Annotated in this window: 17 protein-coding genes; 12 read left to right on the top strand and 5 right to left on the bottom strand. The window is 51.0% G+C overall.

The window, feature by feature from the left end; all coding sequences use genetic code 11:
• Positions 1-54: 54 nt before the first annotated feature.
• The 5 genes from BLS44_RS22830 (at position 55) to BLS44_RS22810 (ending at position 8,867) form a co-directional block, all read left to right on the top strand.
• The gene (locus BLS44_RS22830) at positions 55-1,188 is read left to right on the top strand and encodes a FecR domain-containing protein (protein ID WP_090392791.1); all 1,134 of its coding nucleotides are present in this window, start codon (positions 55-57) and stop codon (positions 1,186-1,188) included.
• Between the two features lie 97 nt (positions 1,189-1,285).
• A complete protein-coding gene (locus tag BLS44_RS22825; protein WP_090392789.1) occupies positions 1,286-4,636 on the top strand; it encodes a TonB-dependent receptor in 3,351 nt (1,116 codons plus the stop codon).
• 122 nt (positions 4,637-4,758) lie between these two features.
• Positions 4,759-6,411: a RagB/SusD family nutrient uptake outer membrane protein gene (locus BLS44_RS22820; RefSeq protein ID WP_090392787.1), complete on the top strand. Its 1,653-nt coding sequence runs from the start codon at positions 4,759-4,761 to the stop codon at positions 6,409-6,411.
• A gap of 27 nt (positions 6,412-6,438) precedes the next feature.
• Positions 6,439-7,716, top strand: coding sequence for an IPT/TIG domain-containing protein (locus BLS44_RS22815; RefSeq protein WP_176954523.1), 1,278 nt, complete (start codon positions 6,439-6,441; stop codon positions 7,714-7,716).
• 2 nt (positions 7,717-7,718) lie between these two features.
• The gene (locus BLS44_RS22810; RefSeq protein WP_090392785.1) at positions 7,719-8,867 is read left to right on the top strand and encodes a family 20 glycosylhydrolase; all 1,149 of its coding nucleotides are present in this window, start codon (positions 7,719-7,721) and stop codon (positions 8,865-8,867) included.
• A gap of 29 nt (positions 8,868-8,896) precedes the next feature.
• Here the strand turns inward: BLS44_RS22810 and BLS44_RS22805 are convergent, their stop codons facing one another.
• From BLS44_RS22805 to BLS44_RS22795, 3 genes are all read right to left on the bottom strand, one after another.
• Positions 8,897-11,023, bottom strand: coding sequence for a CehA/McbA family metallohydrolase domain-containing protein (locus BLS44_RS22805; protein ID WP_090392783.1), 2,127 nt, complete (start codon positions 11,021-11,023; stop codon positions 8,897-8,899).
• Between the two features lie 337 nt (positions 11,024-11,360).
• Complete coding sequence (locus BLS44_RS22800; protein WP_090392782.1) at positions 11,361-12,683, bottom strand: hypothetical protein; 1,323 nt, start codon at positions 12,681-12,683, stop codon at positions 11,361-11,363.
• 138 nt (positions 12,684-12,821) lie between these two features.
• On the bottom strand, positions 12,822-13,370 hold the full coding sequence (locus tag BLS44_RS22795) for a hypothetical protein (protein ID WP_090392779.1): 549 nt from the start codon (positions 13,368-13,370) through the stop codon (positions 12,822-12,824).
• 341 nt (positions 13,371-13,711) lie between these two features.
• Between BLS44_RS22795 and BLS44_RS22785 the strand changes: the two genes are divergently transcribed.
• A complete protein-coding gene (locus BLS44_RS22785; RefSeq protein ID WP_176954522.1) occupies positions 13,712-14,455 on the top strand; it encodes a S41 family peptidase in 744 nt (247 codons plus the stop codon).
• Positions 14,456-14,530: 75 nt separating this feature from the next.
• Here the strand turns inward: BLS44_RS22785 and BLS44_RS22780 are convergent, their stop codons facing one another.
• The gene (locus tag BLS44_RS22780; protein WP_090392773.1) at positions 14,531-15,202 is read right to left on the bottom strand and encodes a YceH family protein; all 672 of its coding nucleotides are present in this window, start codon (positions 15,200-15,202) and stop codon (positions 14,531-14,533) included.
• Between the two features lie 295 nt (positions 15,203-15,497).
• Between BLS44_RS22780 and BLS44_RS22770 the strand changes: the two genes are divergently transcribed.
• The 5 genes from BLS44_RS22770 to BLS44_RS22750 all read left to right on the top strand — a co-directional run bounded on the left by BLS44_RS22770 (position 15,498) and on the right by BLS44_RS22750 (position 18,235).
• Entirely contained in the window at positions 15,498-15,854 is a 357-nt protein-coding gene (locus BLS44_RS22770; protein WP_090392769.1) for a bleomycin resistance protein, read from the top strand.
• A 71-nt stretch (positions 15,855-15,925) separates the two neighbouring features.
• Positions 15,926-16,309, top strand: a complete 384-nt coding sequence (locus BLS44_RS22765; RefSeq protein ID WP_090392767.1) for a hypothetical protein — start codon at positions 15,926-15,928, stop codon at positions 16,307-16,309.
• A gap of 4 nt (positions 16,310-16,313) precedes the next feature.
• Positions 16,314-16,961, top strand: a complete 648-nt coding sequence (locus BLS44_RS22760) for a sigma-70 family RNA polymerase sigma factor (RefSeq protein ID WP_090392765.1) — start codon at positions 16,314-16,316, stop codon at positions 16,959-16,961.
• Positions 16,961-17,623 (top strand): GTP cyclohydrolase I FolE, encoded by a 663-nt coding sequence (gene folE, locus BLS44_RS22755; protein WP_090392763.1) that lies wholly within the window; start codon positions 16,961-16,963, stop codon positions 17,621-17,623. Before BLS44_RS22760 ends, folE begins: the two co-directional genes overlap by 1 nt.
• A gap of 183 nt (positions 17,624-17,806) precedes the next feature.
• Positions 17,807-18,235: an SRPBCC family protein gene (locus tag BLS44_RS22750; protein WP_090392807.1), complete on the top strand. Its 429-nt coding sequence runs from the start codon at positions 17,807-17,809 to the stop codon at positions 18,233-18,235.
• Between the two features lie 51 nt (positions 18,236-18,286).
• On the opposite strand, the gene BLS44_RS22745 is transcribed toward BLS44_RS22750, so the two are convergent.
• Positions 18,287-19,573 (bottom strand): HAD-IB family phosphatase, encoded by a 1,287-nt coding sequence (locus BLS44_RS22745; RefSeq protein ID WP_090392761.1) that lies wholly within the window; start codon positions 19,571-19,573, stop codon positions 18,287-18,289.
• Between the two features lie 621 nt (positions 19,574-20,194).
• Here BLS44_RS22745 and BLS44_RS22730 point away from each other — a divergent pair.
• A complete protein-coding gene (locus tag BLS44_RS22730) occupies positions 20,195-21,034 on the top strand; it encodes a TlpA family protein disulfide reductase (RefSeq protein WP_090392756.1) in 840 nt (279 codons plus the stop codon).
• The last annotated feature ends 202 nt before the right edge of the window (positions 21,035-21,236 follow it).

The following is a 21,236-nucleotide window of genomic DNA, read 5'->3' as shown; positions in this document are numbered from 1 at the left end:
CAGACGAGCATAGACTTTTTTCTTTTCAATTGAATATATAATAAACGGATCGTATTGAACGCGGAAATCGAACAACTCTATCAACGGTTCCTCCGGGGCAACTGCTCCCGCGAAGAGGCGGAGTTGCTGCTGAGCTATTTTGAAACCGGCGAGGGCGATGCGGAACTGCAGGAGCTGATCTCCCGGCATTTTGACCGGCCGGTGACGGATGCCGATGCTGGCCCGGTTCCGGGGTTCGATGCAGGCAAGGCGCACCGCCAGCTGATGCAGCGGATCCGTGCGCCACGCAGGCTACACCTGAAAAGGGTAGCAGTGGCTGCTTCGGTGGTGCTGATCGTATTGAGCGGGTTCTTTTTAATACGCGCGTACCGCCAGCCAAATAATCTGCCGGTGGCTGTAAAGCTGGAGGGGATTGCTCCCGGAGGGAACAGGGCCACCCTGCTCCTTTCTACCGGTAAAAGCCTGGCGCTGAGCGAAAAGAAAACCGGGATCCTTGTAGATACCGGTGGAATGCAGTATGAAGACGGGCAAACATTGGCGGCCAGGGGTAGTGCTTCCTTTGCCACTCTGCAAACACCCCGGGGCGGGCAATACCGCATTGTATTGCCGGATGGCACAAAGGTTTGGCTGAACGCGGAGTCGGCGCTTACCTACCCGATGGCATTTAATGAAAAGGAACGGCATGTGGAACTGAAGGGGGAAGCTTATTTTGAAGTAACTAAAAATGCAGCACGCCCCTTTGTGGTGAAATTGCCAACGGGTGATGTAACGGTAAAGGGAACCCGGTTTAACGTACAGGCCTATGCAGAGGATCCGGGAGCAAAGATCACCCTGGCAGAAGGCGCGGTAGAAGTGGCCAATGCCGCGGAAAAACGGCTGCTGCGGCCCAACCAGGAAGCATCCCTGCAGCAGGACGCGGCTATAAAGGTAAGAGCAGTGAATGCGGAGCAGGCCCTGGCCTGGGTAAACGGTTATTTTTTGTTTGATAATATGAGCCTGCGGCAGATGCTGCAGCCTATTGGCCGGTGGTATGATGTGGATGTGCGCATACAGGCCCGCCTGAGCGGGCAGGCGTTCTGGGTACGCTATACCCGCTCGAAAGGCTTGCAGGAATTGCTTGATTATTTGAAGGAGTTTGAACATTTCAACTACAGTATAAAGGGAAGAACATTGCTGATAACGGACTAGCAGGCGGGCGATACGCTGCTGATACCGGGCCAGTCAAAAAAATTGCCAGCAATGGCAAGAGGGATACGTTTGCTTATTCATAAACCAACGATAAAAAATGCGTATAAGAAAAATGGGGCGCAGACGATGGGCGCCAACGATTGTTTTCCGGGGACTCCCGGTGGTATGGATGTGGATGCTGCTGCTGGTATATAAACCCGGCAATGCACAAACGGTAACGTTAAAAGGCCGGAACCTGCCACTTGCTGAAGTGTTTTACACATTACAGAAGCAGAGCAATGCCGATTTTATTTACCGGGTAGAGGATGTGCGCGGCCTGAAAGTGGCCGAGGCAGATATCCGGGGCCTGTTGCTGGATGCGGCTTTAAAGGAACTGCTCAGTGGCCTGCCGCTTACCTACCAGCTGAAGAACAGGATGGTGATCATCAAGAAGAAACCTGCCGGGTCCGCGCCGGTAGTGGCCCCGGCCGCAACCCCGGCCCGGAGCGAGATCAGCGGCCGGGTAACAGATTCCCTGCAAAAGGGCCTGCCCAATGTAACAGTACAGGTGCTCAATGGTGACGGTGGCTCTGCCATGACGGATCTGGAAGGACAGTTCCGGCTAAGCGTTAAGAGGCTGCCGGCAACCATCCGGGTATCTGCAATAGGCTACCTGGCGCAGGAGCTCCGGGTAGAGGCATCGCAGCCCCTGGCCATCGTGCTGCAACTGGCCGAAACTGCCATGGGCGAGGTGGTGGTAATGGCCTACGGGCAGAAGCAAACCCGGCAAAGTGTTACCGGTGCCGTGGCCAGTATCCAGACAAAAGAACTGAAACAAAGCCCCGTGGCCAACCTTACCAATGCGCTGGCAGGGCGGTTACCGGGGTTGATCACGGTACAACGGTCCGGCCGCCCCGGCGATGATTATTCCCAGCTGTTCATCCGGGGCATCAGCACTATTGGTGCTACCAACCCGCTGATCGTTATAGACGGACTGCCCCGGGGCGATGCCAACCTGGGCCAGCTGGATGCCAATGAAATTGAATCGGTATCCATTCTTAAGGATGCTTCTTCCACAGCGCTTTATGGTATCCAGGGGGCCAATGGCATCATCCTGGTTACCACAAGGCGCGGGATCAATGGCCCCCCCAACATACAGGCCAACTTTCAATATGCCCAGCAGCAGCCAACCAACTTTCCACGCTTCCTGAACTCGTATGAAACCGGCAAATTGCAGAACGAGGCAGCCCGCAATGATGGCCTGCTGCCGGTTTGGACGGAGCAGGAGCTGGAGTATTTCCGCACCGGCCTGAAGCCTTATGATTACCCGGACGTAGACTGGTATAAAGAGCTTATACGCGACCGGTCGCCGCAAAAAACGGCCAATATCAATATCAGCGGCGGATCGCCCTACGTAAAATACTTTGTATCGGGCTCTTACCTGCGGCAGGAACCCCTGTACAACCGGGCAAATGAAAATGCCTATGGGGTAAAATATAAATACGACCGCTTTAACTTCCGTTCCAACGTAGATGTAACGCTTGATAAGCATACCGACCTGCAGGTAGACCTGGCTTCAAGACTGGAGAACCGCACCACCCCCTCACAGGACCGGTCAAATTTTGAGTTCTTCTGGGTATTGCTGTCGCAGATGACCAATAACCTTACCCCGGTATTAAACCCCAATGGCAGCATCGCCTCGGGCAATATGCGGGAAGATTTTTCCAACCCCTACGGCATCCTGACCCACAATGGTTACCTGGATGCGTACTGGCATAGTACCAACGGAAGTGTGGCGTTATCGCGCAAGCTGGACTTCATTACCCCGGGACTGAAAGTAAAAGGACTGTTTACCTTCGAGAATTACGGCGATATCAATTTTGCGCTGGACCAGGGCTTTGATTCCTATCGTTATAAAAGCATACCCGGAACGGGTACCGGCACCTATACCCAGCACCGCATTGCCACCAGTCTGCAACGGTCGGGCTATGCCAGCGGGCAGCGTTATTATTACTATGATCTCAAGCTGCTATACGACCGCGATTTTGGAAAACACAGCTGGAGCAGTCTGCTGCTGTTCAACCGCAACTACCGCTCGCAGCTGGGCGACCTGCCCCGTGTGTACCAGGGCTATGTGGGCCGCCTGGCATATAACTACGATAAAAAATATTACCTGGAATTTAATGCGGGCTACAATGGCTCAGAGAATTTTCCTCCCGGCAAACGCTACGGGTTTTTCCCCGCGCTGTCCGGCGCCTGGATGATCAGTAACGAACCGTTCATGCATAGCGGCGGTGCCCTCAGTTTTCTGAAGATGCGTTTTTCCCATGGTTATGTGGGTAATGATATGGTGGGAAGCGGACGCTGGCTGTATATTTCCGATTATGCCCGGGGCGGCGGCTTTACCTTTGGTAACCCCGGCAGCGGCAACGATGGTTATGTAGAGAACCGGATCGGGAATACGGCCATCACCTGGGAAAAGGCAGCCAAAACCAACCTGGGGATTGAGACCGGCTTTTTTAAAGACCGGCTGAAGATCAATGCCGATCTGTTTCGCGAAATGCGTACCGACATTCTTACCTATGCCGGGTCCATTCCTTCTTACCTGGGCATCACCGCAGCGCTGAACCGTAACCTGGGGCGCATCGTAAACAGGGGTTTTGAAGTAGAGGCCAACCTGAATACACGCATCGGCGGCCTGGGCACTTTTGCAAAGCTCAATTACCAGTATGTAAAAAATAAGATACTGGAAATGGATGAGCCCAAACTGGCCTATCCTTACCAGAGCATTGTAGGGCTCCCTATCGGGCACGACCTGGGGTATATTGCCGAGGGCCTGTTCCAGAGCCAGGATGAGATCGCCCATAGCCCGGTGCAGAATTTTGCCCCGGTCATTCCCGGCGATATCCGGTATAAAGATATCGATGGCAATAATATAATCAACGAGGCCGACCGGGTAATGATCCCCATGCTCAATGTACCCACCAGTTATTTCGGGGCCAGCTTCGGGGTTAATTATAAAGGCTTCGACATCAGCGTACTGTTCCAGGGCGCGCTGGGCGGCCGGCAGATGTATTCCTCCCAGCTGATCTTTAATTACCGGGGCAGTTACCGCCCCATCCACCTTAACCGCTGGACGCCGGAAAATGCTGCCAATGCTACCTTCCCGGCCCTGCACCTGTCGGAAAGCAATATGGCCAATAACTTTATCAGCTCTACCTACTGGGTGCGCAAAACGGATTATGTAAAACTGAAGAACCTGGAGGTAGGCTACCAGCTGCCCCGCTACTGGCTGCACCATGTGGGGATCAAAACGGCCCGTATTTACCTGAACGGGCTGAACCTGATTTCCTGGGATAATGTAAAGGACCTGGGCATTGACCCGGAGTCGAACACCGGCGGCCGCTGGGGCTGGCAGCCTTATCCTATTATGCGCATCTATAATGCGGGCATTACCATCAACTTTTAATCCCTGGTAAATTGATAACAATGAAATGGAGCACAGGAAACGATTCGTTCTGTTCGGGTATGAAAATGAATATTTTTCTTATGCAACATTCCAACTGACCAAAAGCAATAAAAAATACGCAGATGAAAATGATATTCGTAAAAACCATCTTTTTGTGTATGGTGCTGCTGCTGGCGGAAGCCTGCAGCAAGAACTACCTGGATCGCAAACCCAGTGATCTGATCACCGGCAAAGAGGTATTCAGCAATATTGAAAACGCGGAGAAGTTTGTAAATGTGATCTACGACAATCTGCCCAATATTTTTAAACCCGCATCCCCGTGGATGCTGAGCAGCGCCACCGACGAAACCAACCAGGCGGCGGATAATTCTGTTTCCTACCCGGATGCCGGCAATTTCAATACAGGAGCCATGAGCCCTTCCAATTTTCCGCTGGCCGACCAGTGGAGCGGCTTTTATGCCAAAATACGGGCCTGCAATATCTTCCTCGGAAATTTTGAACTGGTGCCGGAGGATGTAAACTACCCCGAACGCCGTAACCGGCTGCGCGGGGAAGCGCTGGCGCTGCGTGCCTTCTATTACTTTGAACTGATGATCCGCTGGGGTGGGGTACCGCTGATTCTGAAGGAGCAGAATCCTTTTGATAACCCCAACGATATCTTTTATAAACGCAACACGATCGATGAGGTTACGGCCAGTATTCTTAAAGACCTGCAGGAGGCCGAAAACCTGTTGCCGCTTACCTATGCAGAGCGCCCGGCCAACTGGGGCCGTGTTTCAAAAATGGTGGTGCTGGCCCTGCGCAGCCGGGTATTGCTGTTTTATGCCAGTCCGCTGTTTAACCCTGCCAACGACCGCAGCCGCTGGACGCAGGCTGCGCAGGCAGGCAAAGTGGCCCTGGATTCTGCATTGAACAATGGGTATACCCTGCACAGCAACTATGGCGAGATCTTTACCCAGTACCTTAACAGGGAAGTGATCTGGAGCCGTCCGGCCCCCGGTGCCTACCGCGATGGCGGCATCGACCAGGAAATGAACCCGAGGGGCTCTAACGGCTATGGCAATATCAACCCGCTGCAGGAACTGGTAGATGACTATGAAATGAAACAGACCGGCCTATCTGTTAAAGATGTGGCTTCCGGGTACAACCCGCAAAAACCTTATGATGGCCGGGATCCCCGCTTTTATGCAACCATCCTGTATCCCGGTGCTGCCTGGAAAGGCCGCACCCTGGATCCGAACGGGGCCGATGTACCCCGGTCCGGGCAGATCTCTTCCAATTACTGGCCCCGTAAATACCTGCTGGAGTCGGTGAACCTGTTTACCAATACCGGTGCTGCCGATCGTAAATGGGTGCTGATGCGTACGGCAGAGCTGTACCTGAACTATGCCGAGGCGCTCAATGAGGCCGGCGGCGCTGCCCTGGAAAGCCGCAGTGCGCTCAACGCGGTACGCCACCGGGCGGGCATGCCCGATTATGCCGGCAGCGCAACAGATGCGTTACGCGAAGCGATCCGGCATGAGCGCAGGATCGAACTGGCATTGGAAGATCACCGCTTCTGGGATGTGCGCCGCTGGAAGATTGCAGCAGTAACCGATAATAAAGAAGTGCATGGGGTGGGGGTAAGCGGTTCGGGAAATATTACCTATACCTACCCGGTACTGGAAAAACGGGTATTCGATGCCGGTAAAAATTACTGGCTGCCCATACCCCAGGGGGAGATCGACAAGGTGAGCGGACGTAACCCGGAATTTAAACAGAACCCTGGCTGGTAACACTTATTTGAACCAAAAATGATAGATATGAAACCGATTATAAAAGGCCTGGTGGTGTGCATGATCCTGATGGCCACCGCCTGTAAAAAAGATACAAGCTTTGAACACAATGGGAGTGCACCCATTACCGTAGACCAGTTTACCCCGGCATCCGGCGGTGCCGGTACGGAGGTGCTGCTTTATGGTACCAACTTTAGTAAAAATGTGAGTGAGGTAAGCGTAACGGTAAACGGCGTAAAGGCATATGTGGAGGGCACGGTAGAAGACCGCATCCTGATCGTAATTCCACAAAAAGCCGGCAGTGGAAAAATAGAGGTTACTATCAATGGCCGCTCTGTAGCCAGTAAAGCCGATTTTAACTACCTGCCTTCTTCAGTGGTGTCTACCCTGGCGGGTACCGGTACGGCCGGTTTTGCCGATGGAACCGGCCGGCTGGCGTCGTTTAATTTTAATGCACGCTGCGGGCTGGATGTGGATGCAGACGGAAATCTTTTTGTAGCAGATCCAGGCAACCGGCGTGTGCGGAAGATTACGCCGGATGGAACGGTTACCACTGTTGCGGGCAATGGGAACTATGGATATAAGGAGGGTAAGGGTGAGGAAGCTGAGTTCTACCTGCCGTTTGATGTGGTTACAGATCCAACTACGGGCAACCTCTACGTGTCAGATCCGGAAGCCTGGACGGTGCGCCGGATAACGCCCGACGGAACCACTTCGCGGGTATGCTGGGGCGAGGCCTGGGGACTGGGTATTGACAAACGCAATGGTATGGTATATTATGCCAATACTTCTTCCGGTGCTATTGTACAGGTAAGGCCTGATGGCAGCACAAAGGATATTGCTACAGGGTTTACCTATCCTTCGGATGTGACGGTGGATAGCCAGGGGAACCTGTATGTGGTAGAACACGGGAAATCCGTGATCTGGAAACTGAATGCCGACACCTGGGAGCCAACCCTGATCGCCGGTCAGCCGGATGTAACCGGCCTGGTGAACGGCATAGGCGCCGCTGCAAAATTTGATATGCCCTGGGCTATTACGGCAGACAGGAGCAATAACCTCTATATAGCCGGCAACGGTACCTGGGACGGATCGGGCAGCAACAGCAACCAATGCATCCGCCGTATTGCCGCAGGTACCTGGGAGGTGAGTACCTATATCGGTGGCAGCACCGCCGGCTTTGCCGATGGTACGGGCAGCGCCGCCCTGTTCTATGCACCCACGGGTGTGACGGTTGATAAAAATGGTGTGGTCTATGTACTGGACCGCAATAACCAGCGGGTCCGGAAGATCATAACCGAGTAAGGATGATGATGAAAAAAAGAAGACGTTTATTATTGATGGCCTGCATGTTGAGTGCAGGCCTGTTTTCAGGTTGCCGGGCGGCTGCGCAGGGGTATAAAGATTTTCCCTGGAAGGAGCTGCCTGTAAGGGGGCTGATGCTCAGCGTACCGCAGCGGGCGGATGTGGAGGCATTGTGCCGTTTTATAAAAGAGGCATTGCCAAAGGAAGGGGTGAACACATTGGCACTGCGCATTGAATGGTGGTACCAGTTTGAATCGCACCCGGAACTGGCTGCAACCGGGGCTTTGTCAAAAGCCGAAATGCAGCAGATCGCCCTTGCCTGTAAAGCGGCCCGTATCCGGCTGGTACCCATGATGAACCTGCTGGGGCATCAGTCGGAACAAACCGAACTGTTGCCCTTGCTGGCAAAATATCCGCAGTTTGATGAGTCGCCGGACCTCAATCCTCCCCAACCCTGGAAGTATGGGAACTGGTACGACTTTTATCATAAAAGCCTTTGCCCGGCACACCCGGATCTGTTAAAGGTGATCTTTCCGCTGATGGATGAGCTGATCGAAGTGTGTGGCGCTTCGGATTTTCATGTGGGGCTGGATGAAGCCTGGATCATTGGGTATGAAAAATGCCCCCGCTGCGGCGGCCGGGATAAAGCTGAGATCCTTGCCGAATACATCCGGAAGTTACATGCCCGCCTGCAGGAAAAAAAGTGTCGCATGTGGATGTGGAGCGATCGCCTGATCGATGGTAAAATCACCAACCTGCTGGGCTGGCAGGCCAGTATGAATAATACACACCGCGCCATTGATAGGATACCGAAAGATATCATGATCACCGATTGGAAATATGAAAATGCACCGCCCACACCTGCCTATTTTGCTGTTAAAGGTTTTGATGTGCTGGCGAGCGCCTGTGCGGATACTGCTTCGGCGCTGGCCCAGCTGGAACAGATCTATGCAGCCCGTAAAGACGGTACCCGGGCGGAGTTTGCGCAAACGCTTGCAGGCCGCATGCAGGGCGTACTTGAAACCACCTGGATCAGTACCGGGGAATTTATCCGGGCCTACTATGGCCGGCAGCCGTATTCAACCGGCGCTGCTGCCAATATTGCAACGTTTAAGAATCTCTTCCGGGTCATTCGTCAAACGAACAGGTAGTGATCTGCTTTAGACGCGGAGCGTTGGAATTATTGTACCGGCCGGCCATGCGCAGGTGCTTTGTCCTGCTGCAACCATACCGGCTGCGTAAAGGCGCCGTTGGCGGCAACATCCCACACTTCCACGCGCACCCATTTCCGGTTGCCAAGCTGTACCGGCCAGCGGAAGGTTTGTTTACCAAAGGGCAGGGTTTGGTTTAAAGGAATGGAAGTGCGGAAAACCTGCTTCCCATCCCCTGAAACGATTTCCGCGTGCCGGAGCGGGAAGGTCCAGCTTAGCTGGATGGTAATTGTTGCCTTACCCGATGCCGCTGTTTTTAACGTATCACCGGCTTGCTTTCCGTTAATGTTAAATGCCGGGATGAGCACCTCCCCGGTGGATACAAAAAAGCGCCCGTTGCGCAATACATCCAGAACAGGCTGCCAGCCCTCATCATACCGGGGAAGTTTTTTTAGTTGAAGGTAATTAACGTTCAGATGTGCATACATTTCGTTTTGCCGGGTAATGGTAAAAATGTCAGACTCGCCCAGAACGTATTTTTTCAATCCCCAGTTAGCCATATCATCCATAAGATGGAGCACCCGTTTGCTGAGGGTAGCCCATGAAAGATCGGCGGGTATGGCCTTCCAGGCAGCGCCCAGGTAGGTATCTGATTTAAAAAAGTCAGCTTCGCGGTATTGATCCGGGTAACCCGTTGACGCTTTTGTACGGGCATGGGCTACCCAGGCAAGACCCTGCTCCTGTTCCAGCAGCCGGAGCATTTCTTCTTTACTGCCTACATGGTATACATTACCATATAACGGATCTTTGGAAAGAAAAGGCGTACCTGTTTTTTTTGACATGACCCAGTACACCGGTTTGGGGAACAATGCCAGCCAATGACCACCATAGAAATTATTGACCTCTTCACCCGGCAACAGCAGGAAACCGGTATCTGAAAGCCGCTTTGTTTGAGCAAACAATGCCTGCAGCTCCTTCAGCCGGACGGAATCCGGCCCCCTGGGATGACCGACACCATGAAATTCGGCCAGCTTTACAATATCGATCCCGGCGCCTTTTAATACTGTTTTAAATTCCGGTTTTTCAGGAACCGGCTTTCCGCTCAAAGCCACCTGTGTTATGAACTCGTTGTGAAAATGGCTGGCCATTGTTTTATAGCCGGGCAGGGCTACAAAATGATCGTTGTTGGTAAACCTCTTTACGGCATCCAGCGTAGCTGCGGGCGAGTCTGTGCTTACCAGGCAAAAAAAGTTCAGCCGCTGAAAAGTGCCGGGCGGCGCATTAAACCAGGGTACATAACGCCGGTCTCCCAGCGGATCCTGCCGGATACCGATCCCGAAACCCGGTACCATGTTTAAATAGTTGCGGCCCTGCCAGGTAAATTTTAAATTGAAGGCTTCATCAAGCGGATAAAAATACTGATGTGGTGCAGGAAATACAGCACAGCTGCCGGTAGCCGTGTGGCCAATAATGGCCCGGTATTTTACTTCCAGGTTTTGCGCGGTGTCCTGCATGCCGGTTTCCCGGTATTGCATCCGGTCATTTACATCGGCCCAGGCAATGGTTTTCCAGGTATCCTTTTTATGAACCAGCCCGGCGTCATATAAAATGGCGGTTGAATCCTTTGCTGTGGAAATCACCGCGGCAATATTAAACAACGGACTTCCATTGTAAAGGGTGATCTCTAAATGGCCGGAAAAGGAAGCCGCTTTTAGTGTTCCGATCTTTACAATGGTCCGCGAACCATCGCTGGATACCGAACCGTTGCGATTGCTGAAGGTCATTAAACCCGTGATATAGGGCCGGGTAGGTACTTTGTCAAAAAAAACATCCCAGCCGCCGCTGGAAGGGCTCAGGGTTCTTTTGCCTTCCCGCAGGATAAAGACAGGGTCCAGTTCCTTCACTACTTCTGTAAACCTGTTGGCACTACCTGCCTGAATGCTGTGGAAGAGGGGGCGTGCGGGGTCGCGGTCCAGGATCATTTTTACCATACCGGATTTCCCCGCCGGCCACTGAATGGTAATATAGCTTTTGTCGGTATGCACCCTTGCACCGTTTTTCTTAAGGCCGCTCAGATCAATGGCTGGCTGTGCTCCGGGCGCCAACGTGGAAAAGAGCAGCACCAGGAGTATGGTTTTGTTTAAGGCTTGTTGCATGATTTTATCAGCTGCGTTTCAAGATGACAAATTCTTTGGCCACATCGTTATGAACCACAAAGTTACCATAAAAGGATAACTTGAGGACCTGCAATATGGATGCGCCGCAAAAGCCCCGGGGGTTGTGTTATCGGGATCCTTGACCGGCTTATTCCAGATATGACCGGATTTTTTTAATGCGTTGGCGGCCTGGTCCCGGAGGATTGACAACAGCCTTTGATGGATACCTCCGTTTGCTGGAAGCCGTTATTATCCGTTATATACGTTAAAACAGCGTCCGGGTGATCCATAGTAATCCGGTTACCGGCCAGGGAAGCGCTCTGGAATCCTGCGTTACTTACAATGGCGCCACCCGTTTTGTGCGGAAATAGCCTTCTATTTTAACGGGTGTCCAGGTGGCGCTGGTACCGGTTAACACACGTTTTCCGGCTCTTTCCAGGGTGAAGCTGCCTGTAATTATACCTCCCGGGGTCTCCGTATATCTGCTGAAATCAATGCCCCCTGCACTGGGTGTAATGACCTTGCCGGCCACAATAAACTGCTGGTAGGCCGTATTACCCGGTGGCTGGTAAAGGAACCAGGGTATGGAATCGCCCCAGTTGAGATGACCACCAGATGGATACCCTCGCCATTTTAAACTAAAGGCGGCATCCGCCGGACCATTGTTGCCGGAAGATACAACGGCGGCATCCAGGTTGTGTATGCCCTGCGCCAGTACAACACCCAGGGGAATAGTACCGTGTAGCCAGGGACCGTTATCAATGCGAAAGGTTACCCCTTCGGGGCCGATATAAATATTGGATACCAATAGGTATTGTGTTGCATCCGGCCCCTTCAACGCTACAGAAACGGCCACCGGGTTACGTGCCGGCATGCTTGCGGGTGCTGTATAAACGGCTTCTGAACCGATCGGTGTCAGCGTGCCGGCGCCGCCCAGTTTCCACTCTTTAATATACTGTGCGGTTACATCCTGTTGCGGCCCGATAGGGCGGAGCGTACCAGGAACGGGAGGCACTGCAAGTTCATCCGACATGTTATTGTATACATTCAGGTTCAGTGTTTGCGCCAGGTTTACAGCGCCTGATGCCGGGTAGAGCGTGAATGCCTCAAACAGGCTCCAGTCGCTGAAATGAGTGGTGCTAACGGATAGTGTTTTTGCTGTTGCATCTTTTACAGCCCCCTGTCCCCACCAGATGCCTTTTTCATCCTGGTAGGCAATACCTACGGCTTCCGGTACTGTGCCTTCATAAACCAGTGTATCATAGGCAAACGATAGCGTTACCGGTTTTGCAAATGGAACACCGTGCGGCTGCAGGCGGTAAGCCGCACCGGTACCCGCAATATTGGTATTGGTGATCCGCTGGATACTGAAGACCCTGTCTGTGGTAACAGCGCCTGCGGGCACCGTAATGCGCAGCCGGCCGTCGGCAGATTGCAGAGCTCCGCCGGAGGCCCCAATGGTAACGGTAACCGCTGTTTCCAGTACTTCTCCCGCCGGCGTTATTTGCCCGTTGTTGTTATCCGCTTCAGGAATATAAGGATCCTCATCTCCGGTTCCGGGATTCAGGTTCATTTTTTTACAGGATGCCGCAATAAGGATGATAAAGCCCAGCAGTAACAGCAGGATCCGGAAGCGTGGGGAAATAGAAATTCTTTTCATTGATTGTGATTTTATGATAGCTGTTAGCGGTGAGTTATCAGCTGTCAGATTTGAGCATTTGAAGATTTGAAAATGAGAGGGTATGATCGGGTATGAAACGTTGACCCTTAAACCCCGAACAAATCCCAAAGCCTGTAATTAAAATTTTAACAGGAACGAAAGGGCGTCGGCAGTGCCGTTCATTTTAAGGCGGATGACCTTGGTGCCATTGGGCTCCGTTGCCGGCTCATAAGTGTATTGCGTTGTTCTGGTGATCTCTTTGTCTGTCAGGTCCCGGTTCTCCGTGGTCTGCCCGTTTTTGGTTTGCTTATAGTGTGCCGAATGTGCATGGGTGATCAGGGTCTTATTGGCTTCGTTTATTTCTACCGTTCCTTTTGTAAATGACTGGTGATAGGTCGCAATACCCCCTGAAACTGTTTTAGAAGTGAAGTATTGTTCATAAGTTCCGTTGGCGTTGAATTTAAACGCAATGGCTAATTCAAAGCCGTTACCGATATACTCGGATGGGTTTCGATCCCAGTATTCTGTGGTAGAAAAATTGCCAAACATCCAGCCGCCCTGTAATACAGCAGGGACAGGTGTTTTAGGCCCGTCTCCATAGGCGTCGGGGGTGTTGGTCTTGTCTTTTTCGCAGGCACCCAATAAGCTTGAAAAAGCCATCAGCGTAAATAAAATTAGTTTATACATGTTGAATTGTTTTAGAGCACAAAACTATCAGGGCTTTAAAAAACGAATGACCCCGGCTGCATTGAATTGATTATTTGATGTAATGAATTGCTGCCGGTGCTTTTCCTGCTGCGGGTAATGTAGCGCATCAACGCTGCATTCATTACCGGTGATCCCTGTGCAATATCAAGGGAAGAGATCCGCGCAGATCTGGGAGCGGGCAGTAAACGCAGATGGTTATCCGGCGCCTTGCGCTGTAGGGCGCTGCAATCATCTTTTGCGCACTTTGCAGCTGTTGTCCGCACATGGATACGGGTACCTGGTCAGAATTTGCTAACTTTCCGGGAAAGTTATGCAATACCATGAGTCGTCGTTATAACTATCCGCTGCTTTTTCTCCTGGCCTTGCTTTTGGGAGCGGGTATCGGGTACAACCTGCATTTGAACCGTCATGCGGCAACCACCGCAGGTGATGTTTTGCAGATCATCAGCAAACATTATGCTGATACAGCAGATGTGCAGGGGCTTGAGCGGATCGCGCTTCGGGGGATCCTCTCGCAGCTCAATGGCGCTTCTGTTATAACCGGGCCATCTTCCGGAACCGACCGTAGTGCGCCGGAGGTAATAATGGTTACAGCCGGGGCCGGAACTGCTTATATTAAATTGTCGTCTCTTTCCAAAGGCACGTATGCGGCTTTTGCAAGAAAGCTGGAAGCCGCCAGGTCCGCAGGGATGAGCCGGCTTACGCTGGACCTGCGGGGCGTGAAAGGCTCTGCCTTTGATGAGGCTATAGAAATTGCCGATGAGTTTTTAGCCGGTGATAAACAGATCGCCTCCGTAAAACGGGCCCATGGAGCGGTGAAAGTGTACCGGGCAAAAAGAGCCGGGTTGTTTGAAGCGGGCGCCTTAACGGTCCTGGCAGACAGCATCACCGGTGGCGCCGGTAAGCTGATCTGTGCTGCGTTGCGCGACTGGAAACGGGCACAGATAACAGGTAGCCCTATTACAGATACGGCTATTGAAATAAAGAAGTTGCCTGTTGGCGGGCAATACGAACTGATGTTGCCTACCGGAAGGTTTTATGCGCCCCTTGGCGAAAAACTGTAAGGGCCGCTGCAATATAGAAAAGGATTCCTTCCTTTAACCCCGGGGGACCGGATCCGGCACTTTAACCGCGGTTGCTTACCCCGTCCATTCCTTCATCAATTTCTCAAATGCCTCTTTTAATGCGGCCAGTTCCTGCTCCACCACCTGCAGGCGTTCTTCGATATGACTGCCGGTGGATGCCGGTGCCGGAGTGGCTGCTTCAGTAACATAGGATTCCAGCACGTCTTCATGCGCAAATAAGTGCATGTAGCGGGCTTCTTTTTGCCCGGGTTGCCGGGAAAGCTGCTGTATATAGGGCGTAGCGGCCGTCGATAATTTTTCCAGTACCGATTGTACTTCCGCCAGGTCATCAAATTCATACAGCCTTCCGGAGCTGCTGTTGATCTCACCCGGAGTGAGCGGGCCCCTCAGGAAAAGCAGGCACAGTACGGCCAGTTCGTCCGGTGTAAACTGGTAATTGAGCGCAATGGTATGCCGATATTTTATAACACGGCTACTGCCACCGGTAACGGTTGCCGCCAGGTTTTTCCGCTTTAACCGGTCCAGGATCAGGGTAACGGTTTGCTCATCATAATTTACTACCGGGTAACGGGCCGTTTTCTGATTACAGGCTGCCGTCAGACCATTCAGGGTCATGGGGTAATACTCCGGGGTTGCCTTGGATTTTTCCATAAGGGCACCCAGCACACGGATCTCTTCACTATCCAGTACCGGCAAAGATTTTGATTCAGTTAATTCGTTGCTCATAGGGGTAAAAATACGATAACACCGGCGAGTTTTTGACCAATCCTGGAAAATAGCTCCCAAAATATATGCTCCCGGCGGAACCCCTGTAAACAGTCTTCCGGCATGTGTTCGGCAAATCTCTTTTTGCTGCCGGAGTTTTTCCTTTCCCAGGCTCCGGCTTGCTCTGCGGGGGGCTGCTGATGCGGCAGTTCTTCACGGTAGGGGCCGTATCCCGGTTGTGACCGAAACCAGACGGGAAACGTAGCCCGGTCCGATTTTGCCGGATTCGTGTTATATTTAGGGAAAGAAGATCCATATGCTTACCAACATTCATCCGAAGCTGCCCATGCGGGATAAAATAACAACCCGGAATTTCTATATTCAGCAATTGGGGTTCTCCGAGTTTGGAAGCGCAGATTATGAAGGATACCTGATGGTGCAAAGAGACGCTGTCCAGATACATTTCTTTGAATTTAAAGAGCTGGAGCCGGCTGAAAACTACGGCCAGGTATACCTCCGTTCTGACAACATTGAGGCCCTGTACCAGGACCTGCTGAACAGGAAGGTGCGCATTCACCCGGCGGGATCCCTGCAGGTAAAACCATGGGGACAAAAGGAATTTTCTTTACTGGACCCTGATAATAATCTGCTCACCTTTGGGCAACCGGTATAAACGGACAGCATTTGTAACCTTTTTGATGGTTGGGTACTCTAATAAAGTAACAGTCATTAAAAAAAGAAAAAATGGAAACGAATAATCTGCAGCAGCAACTGAAGGGGATCTTCACCCTGCTGAGGGCCACATTCGGGATTGTACCCATTGTTGCCGGACTCGATAAGTTCACGAACCTGCTTACGAACTGGGAATTATATCTGAATCCCTCCCTTGCCCGGTTGCTGCCGTTCCCGGCATCAACGTTTATGATGATCGTGGGGGTTATTGAAATCATTGCCGGTATTATTGTGTGGCGGAAGGCTGCCCTGGGCGGATATATTGTTGCGGCCTGGCTTACGGCCATTGCATTAACGTTGCTGGCCGGCTTTCAATACGTTGATGTGGCGGTCCGCGATCTTGTAATGGCCATAGCAGCTTTTTCTATGGCAAAATTATCCAAACTTGCTGCATAAAACGATGACCTCATTCGAACTCCTGAAAGAAACAGAACTGATTCAACGGATCCTGGAAGGGGAAACCGCACTCTACGAGATCCTTATCCGCCGGTATAACCCCGGTTTATATAAAACGGGCAGGTCCTATAACTATAATCATGAGGATACACAGGATCTGATGCAGGATACCTTCGTGGATGCTTATAAAAGCCTGGAACAATTTGAAGGACGTTCGGATTTTAAAACCTGGCTCATCCGGATCATGATGAACCACTGTTACAGGAAAAGAAGAAAAGCTGCTTTTAAAAATGAGATAGCAAAAGATATAAATGACAATTCAGCACCTATGTTTACAGGCTTCGATAATGATACAGGAAAAATGGTCCAGAACAACGAGTTGGGGCGGGTTATTGAGGACGCGCTCGGCAGGTTGCCATTCGATTACCGTATCGTATTCTCCCTCCGGGAAATGAACGGGTTGAACGTATCGGAAACCGCCGGTTTGCTGGAGATCACAGAGGCGAATGTGAAAGTACGTTTGAACCGGGCAAAGACGATGCTGCGGAATGAGATCGAAAAAATGTATGCCCCTTCGGAGATCTTTGAGTTCAACCTCATCTATTGCGATGCGATCGTACACCGGGTAATGGAAAAGATAAAATTGCTGTAATGGAGAATGATCCTGTTAACGGACTGTTGCATCAGGAGCCGGGTGATCTTCTTTTGAACCCGCCGCTCCGCGAAGATGCATTTGAACAAAGCGACCAGGAAAAGATCGATGAGATTGCATACCATTTTGGCCGTATTATGCATGTGCTGGGGCTGGATCTTAATGATGACAGCCTGAATAAGACCCCGGGACGGGTGGCAAAAATGTATGTAAAGGAGCTGTTCAGCGGGCTGAACCCCACCAGTAAACCGGAGATCAGTCTTTTTGAGAACCGGTACGGGTACGACCGGATGCTTGTTGAAAAGGATATAACCCTTTACTCCTGTTGTGAGCATCATTTTGTACCCATCATCGGAAAAGTGCATGTAGCCTATATCCCCGGCACCCGGGTAATAGGGCTGTCAAAGATCAACCGGCTGGTACAGTATTATGCCCGGCGGCCGCAGGTACAGGAGCGGCTGACCGTTCAGATCGCTGATGGGCTGAAAGCCGTATTACAGCATAACGATGTAGCCGTTATGGTGGAGGCCACACATCTCTGCGTGGCTGCGCGTGGCATTAAAGATATTCAAAGCAGCACCGTTACGGCGCATTATTCGGGCCGGTTTCAAAATGAAACAACCCGGGCCGGGTTCCTGTCCCTGATCCGCAGCGGAAAGTAATTAAGCGCTAAGGTCTTGCCTGTAGCATACGGGTCCGGCCATTTGCTGGTATTTGAACTGCTATTGCCTGTTTGAAGCAATGTGGCCGGGATTGTCCGGATCGGCCCGGCTGAAAGTCTGGTTTACACCCCCTTGATCCTGCTTTTTGATATTAGCTTTGTAGTATCAACAAAGCAGGTTATTATGAAAAGTATTTATCACAGGTTGCTGATAGAGGCATCCGCCGAAAAAGTTTACAGTGCACTGACCACCCGGGAAGGCCTGTCCGGTTGGTGGACGCCGGAAACGACCGCGATACCGGAAGTGGGCAGCATTGCCCGGTTTGCCTTTGGGCCGGATTATTTTAAAGAGATGGAGATCAGGGAGCTGAAGCCGTTCAGCAGTGTTCAATGGCGCTGTATCCGCGCTTTTGAAGACTGGATCGGCACCACGCTTACCTTTGAGCTGCAGCCACATAAAAAAGGCACCGTGTTGCTTTTTCATCATGACGGATGGAAGGAGTATACTCCCGAATTTGCCTCCTGTAGTTACGATTGGGCGCTGTTTTTCAGGAGTCTCCGCTTTCTTTGTGAAACCGGTAAAGGGTTTCCTTATCCCGACTTCAACCGGTAATGTCTTCCCGAAGTGCAACCAATATCCCCTAAGCGGCTTGTTGACCGGGTTTTAATAGAGTACCCGGGTCTTAATGGTATGCCCCGTTTTCTTTAATTCTTTTAATAATTGCCGGTCGTAATTCTTGTCAATATCGATGATCGCATACCCGATAATGGCGTTGGTCATCAGGAACTGGGCGCTGATGTTGATACCGTGTTTTGCAAGCAGCAGGTTTATTTCGGCAATAGCCCCCGGCAGGTTCCGGTGTATATGAATGATCCGGTGCGTATTCTTTACCGCGGGCAGCCGGAGTTTTGGAAAATTATAGCTGTTGCCGATAGCCCCCTTATTGATAAAGCCGATCATATGTTGTGCCACCTGTAGGTTCGACCGTGCATGGCCAAAGACCACGATCCCCATTTCGGTGCAGAGTGGTAACGGAACTACCGGTTTTTCTTTTCCAAAAATGCCGATCGCTTTTAAGCGGCTGGCCTTTTTTATTTTTTTGGGATCAATAACCGCGCCGGCAGCCAGGATCAGCATACCCGCCTGGTGAAATGCTTTTTCATCGGCGTCTTTTTCATGTACCAGCGTAAATCCTTCCTGTATAAAGGGCTGCAATTCTTTTTCCGGCAGGGTGCCCATTACCAGGCACAGGATGCGGTTTTTGGGATAGGAAATGGCACCCGGAAGTTTGTTGATGTACAGGAATTCGTCAAAGCTGGGTGTTACATGATCGGCCTTTGCAGTAACGCTTTTCCGCGAAATGTTCTCGGTATAGGCAAAGAATTTCTTGATCAGTCCGCTCTCCCGCAGCTGAAAATCGGAGTAACCATCACCAATACCATAAAGGTCGCCCTGTAAGTTAAGGTCGCGGATCAGGATCACCTTGCCACCTTCCTTGCTCAACGGGTTCTGGTCGTCGTAGCCGATGATCTTTCCTGCAGCATCAAATACAAAAGTATTGGCATAGATGTTTTCTTTTTTTATATGGAACTTCTTCACCACCGGGGTGATAAATTCTTTAAAGCCACCGGAAACGATCAGTACATCATCGGCATGTTTCTTAAAAAAGGATGCATTTCGTGAAAAGGATCTGGACACTTTCTTTTTCAGGTGTGTAACCAGCTTCTTCAGGTGTGTCCGGTCTGCTTCTAATAACTTTACACGCGCCGCCAGGCTTTCGGAGAACGACATGGTGCCACTCATGGCCTTATTGGTGAGGTCTTCAATCTTCTTATAAACAGCCTCTTTTTTAGGATTGTCTTTCAGGGAGATCCGGACCAGTTCATCCAGTGCCTCCACCTGTGTAAAAGTGCTGTCAAAATCTATGATGTAATATTTTTTTTGTTTCATCTTATGTGTAAAGCCAGTGTACGTGTGTTGTGTGTATTTGCGGTGCAAAAGTAGGGCCTAATGATCAGGCAATGGTATTTTGTATACCGGTTTTTTTATGATGTTCCGGAACTTCATGAAGCGCCGGCAATATCAGGGCTCCGGCAACTGAACGATGCTGTTACAAAAACTCAGCCGCTGAGCCGCAGCAACGCTGAGTTATCTGTGCTTCAGCGCTTCTGTGGCAAACATAGGAGGTATAGGTCCGGACCTTTCGGACGGAACACAGAGAGGCATCTTATATCCGCCTGCAAATACGATTTTATATCAGACCTGTTTGCCCTGCTGATGACAGGGTGGCAAAACATTTTTCAAAAACCAATAGCTCCCGCAGTACCAACCGGTGACAGGCAATCTTCGCAAACGCTTCATTAGAAGCAGCCGTTAAAAAAGGTCATGCACCCGGTGACATGCAGTACGGTGAAGAATGCTTCAAAACTTAGTAACTTTATTGGCAGGACAGTGGTAGGGCTCTTTCAGGAGGCGATATGTAATGGGCAGTTGTTGTGGATCGGTGAAAAAAATCAGGGGCAGCCAGGCATTTATAATAAAGGAATGCAGGTGATCCCTTCAAATTAAAATATGAAACGATCGTTTATTGTTCTTATCCCCTTGTTTTTATGGGCCTGTAATAATGCGGGCGGCCCTGTGCATACGGACAACGGGGCTCCGGCAGGAAGTAACGAAGTGTTGCCGGATGAAGATTTTTTTGTTGATCCGGGCAAATTGCTAGAAGACCATGATAGCTGGTATGATTATACCTACTACAATGTGCATTTATCCGGAGACTTTATGGGGCTGGATGCGGACTCGGTGCCCATTGGAAAAGGAGCGTTCCTGCGCCGGTTAATGACCGGGGATGTTGTAGCATTTAAGATCAAGCGTTACAGGGGAATGCCGGTTTATAAACTATACCCGCTTACCGGCCGGGATGAGGCGATTAGGTCAACCAGCCGGCAACTGGCCTCTATTGAGATGAAGAACTTTAAAATGGAAGGCATGCGGCTTCCGGAGTTTGCATTTACTGATCTGCGGGGGCAAACCTATAATACGGGCTCAACAAAAGGGAAACTGCTGGTCTTAAAATGCTGGTTCATCCATTGCCTTGCATGCGTGCGGGAATTCCCGGAATGCAATGCGCTTGTTGAGGAGTATAAGAACAGGAACAACCTGCTTTTTATAAGCCTGGCAAGCGATAAAAAAAATGACCTTGAAAAGTTTTTGAGCACCCGGGAGCTGGAGTACGCGGTGATCCCGGAGATGGATGCCTATATGAGCAATAAACTAAATATTACGATGTACCCCACGCATTTGCTGGTTGGAACCGATGGAAAGATTTTAAAGGTGGTACAGTCGGTGAAGGAGTTGCAACCCTTCCTGGAAAAGGAAATGAAAAAAACGGCGGATCAAAAGAAATGGTAGTACCGGCAGGTGGTTCTTTCATTTTTGAAACCGGGCATCTGCAAAAGCGTTCAATAGAAAAGCGGCCGGGCGTTGAGAAAAATACCGCATTGGGGGTATTGAGCATGCAGCTGTTAATGCCGTATATTTGCGCCGTTGATTTACAACCAGTCAACAACTGTTATCCCCTCCAAACCAACAGTTGAAGATCCACTGCGGATCC

The sequence above is a fragment of the Niabella drilacis genome, from assembly GCF_900101395.1.
In the GTDB taxonomy this organism is placed as follows: domain Bacteria; phylum Bacteroidota; class Bacteroidia; order Chitinophagales; family Chitinophagaceae; genus Niabella; species Niabella drilacis.
Note: the sequence above shows the minus strand (reverse complement) of the source record. Positions and strands in the feature narration are given on the sequence as shown.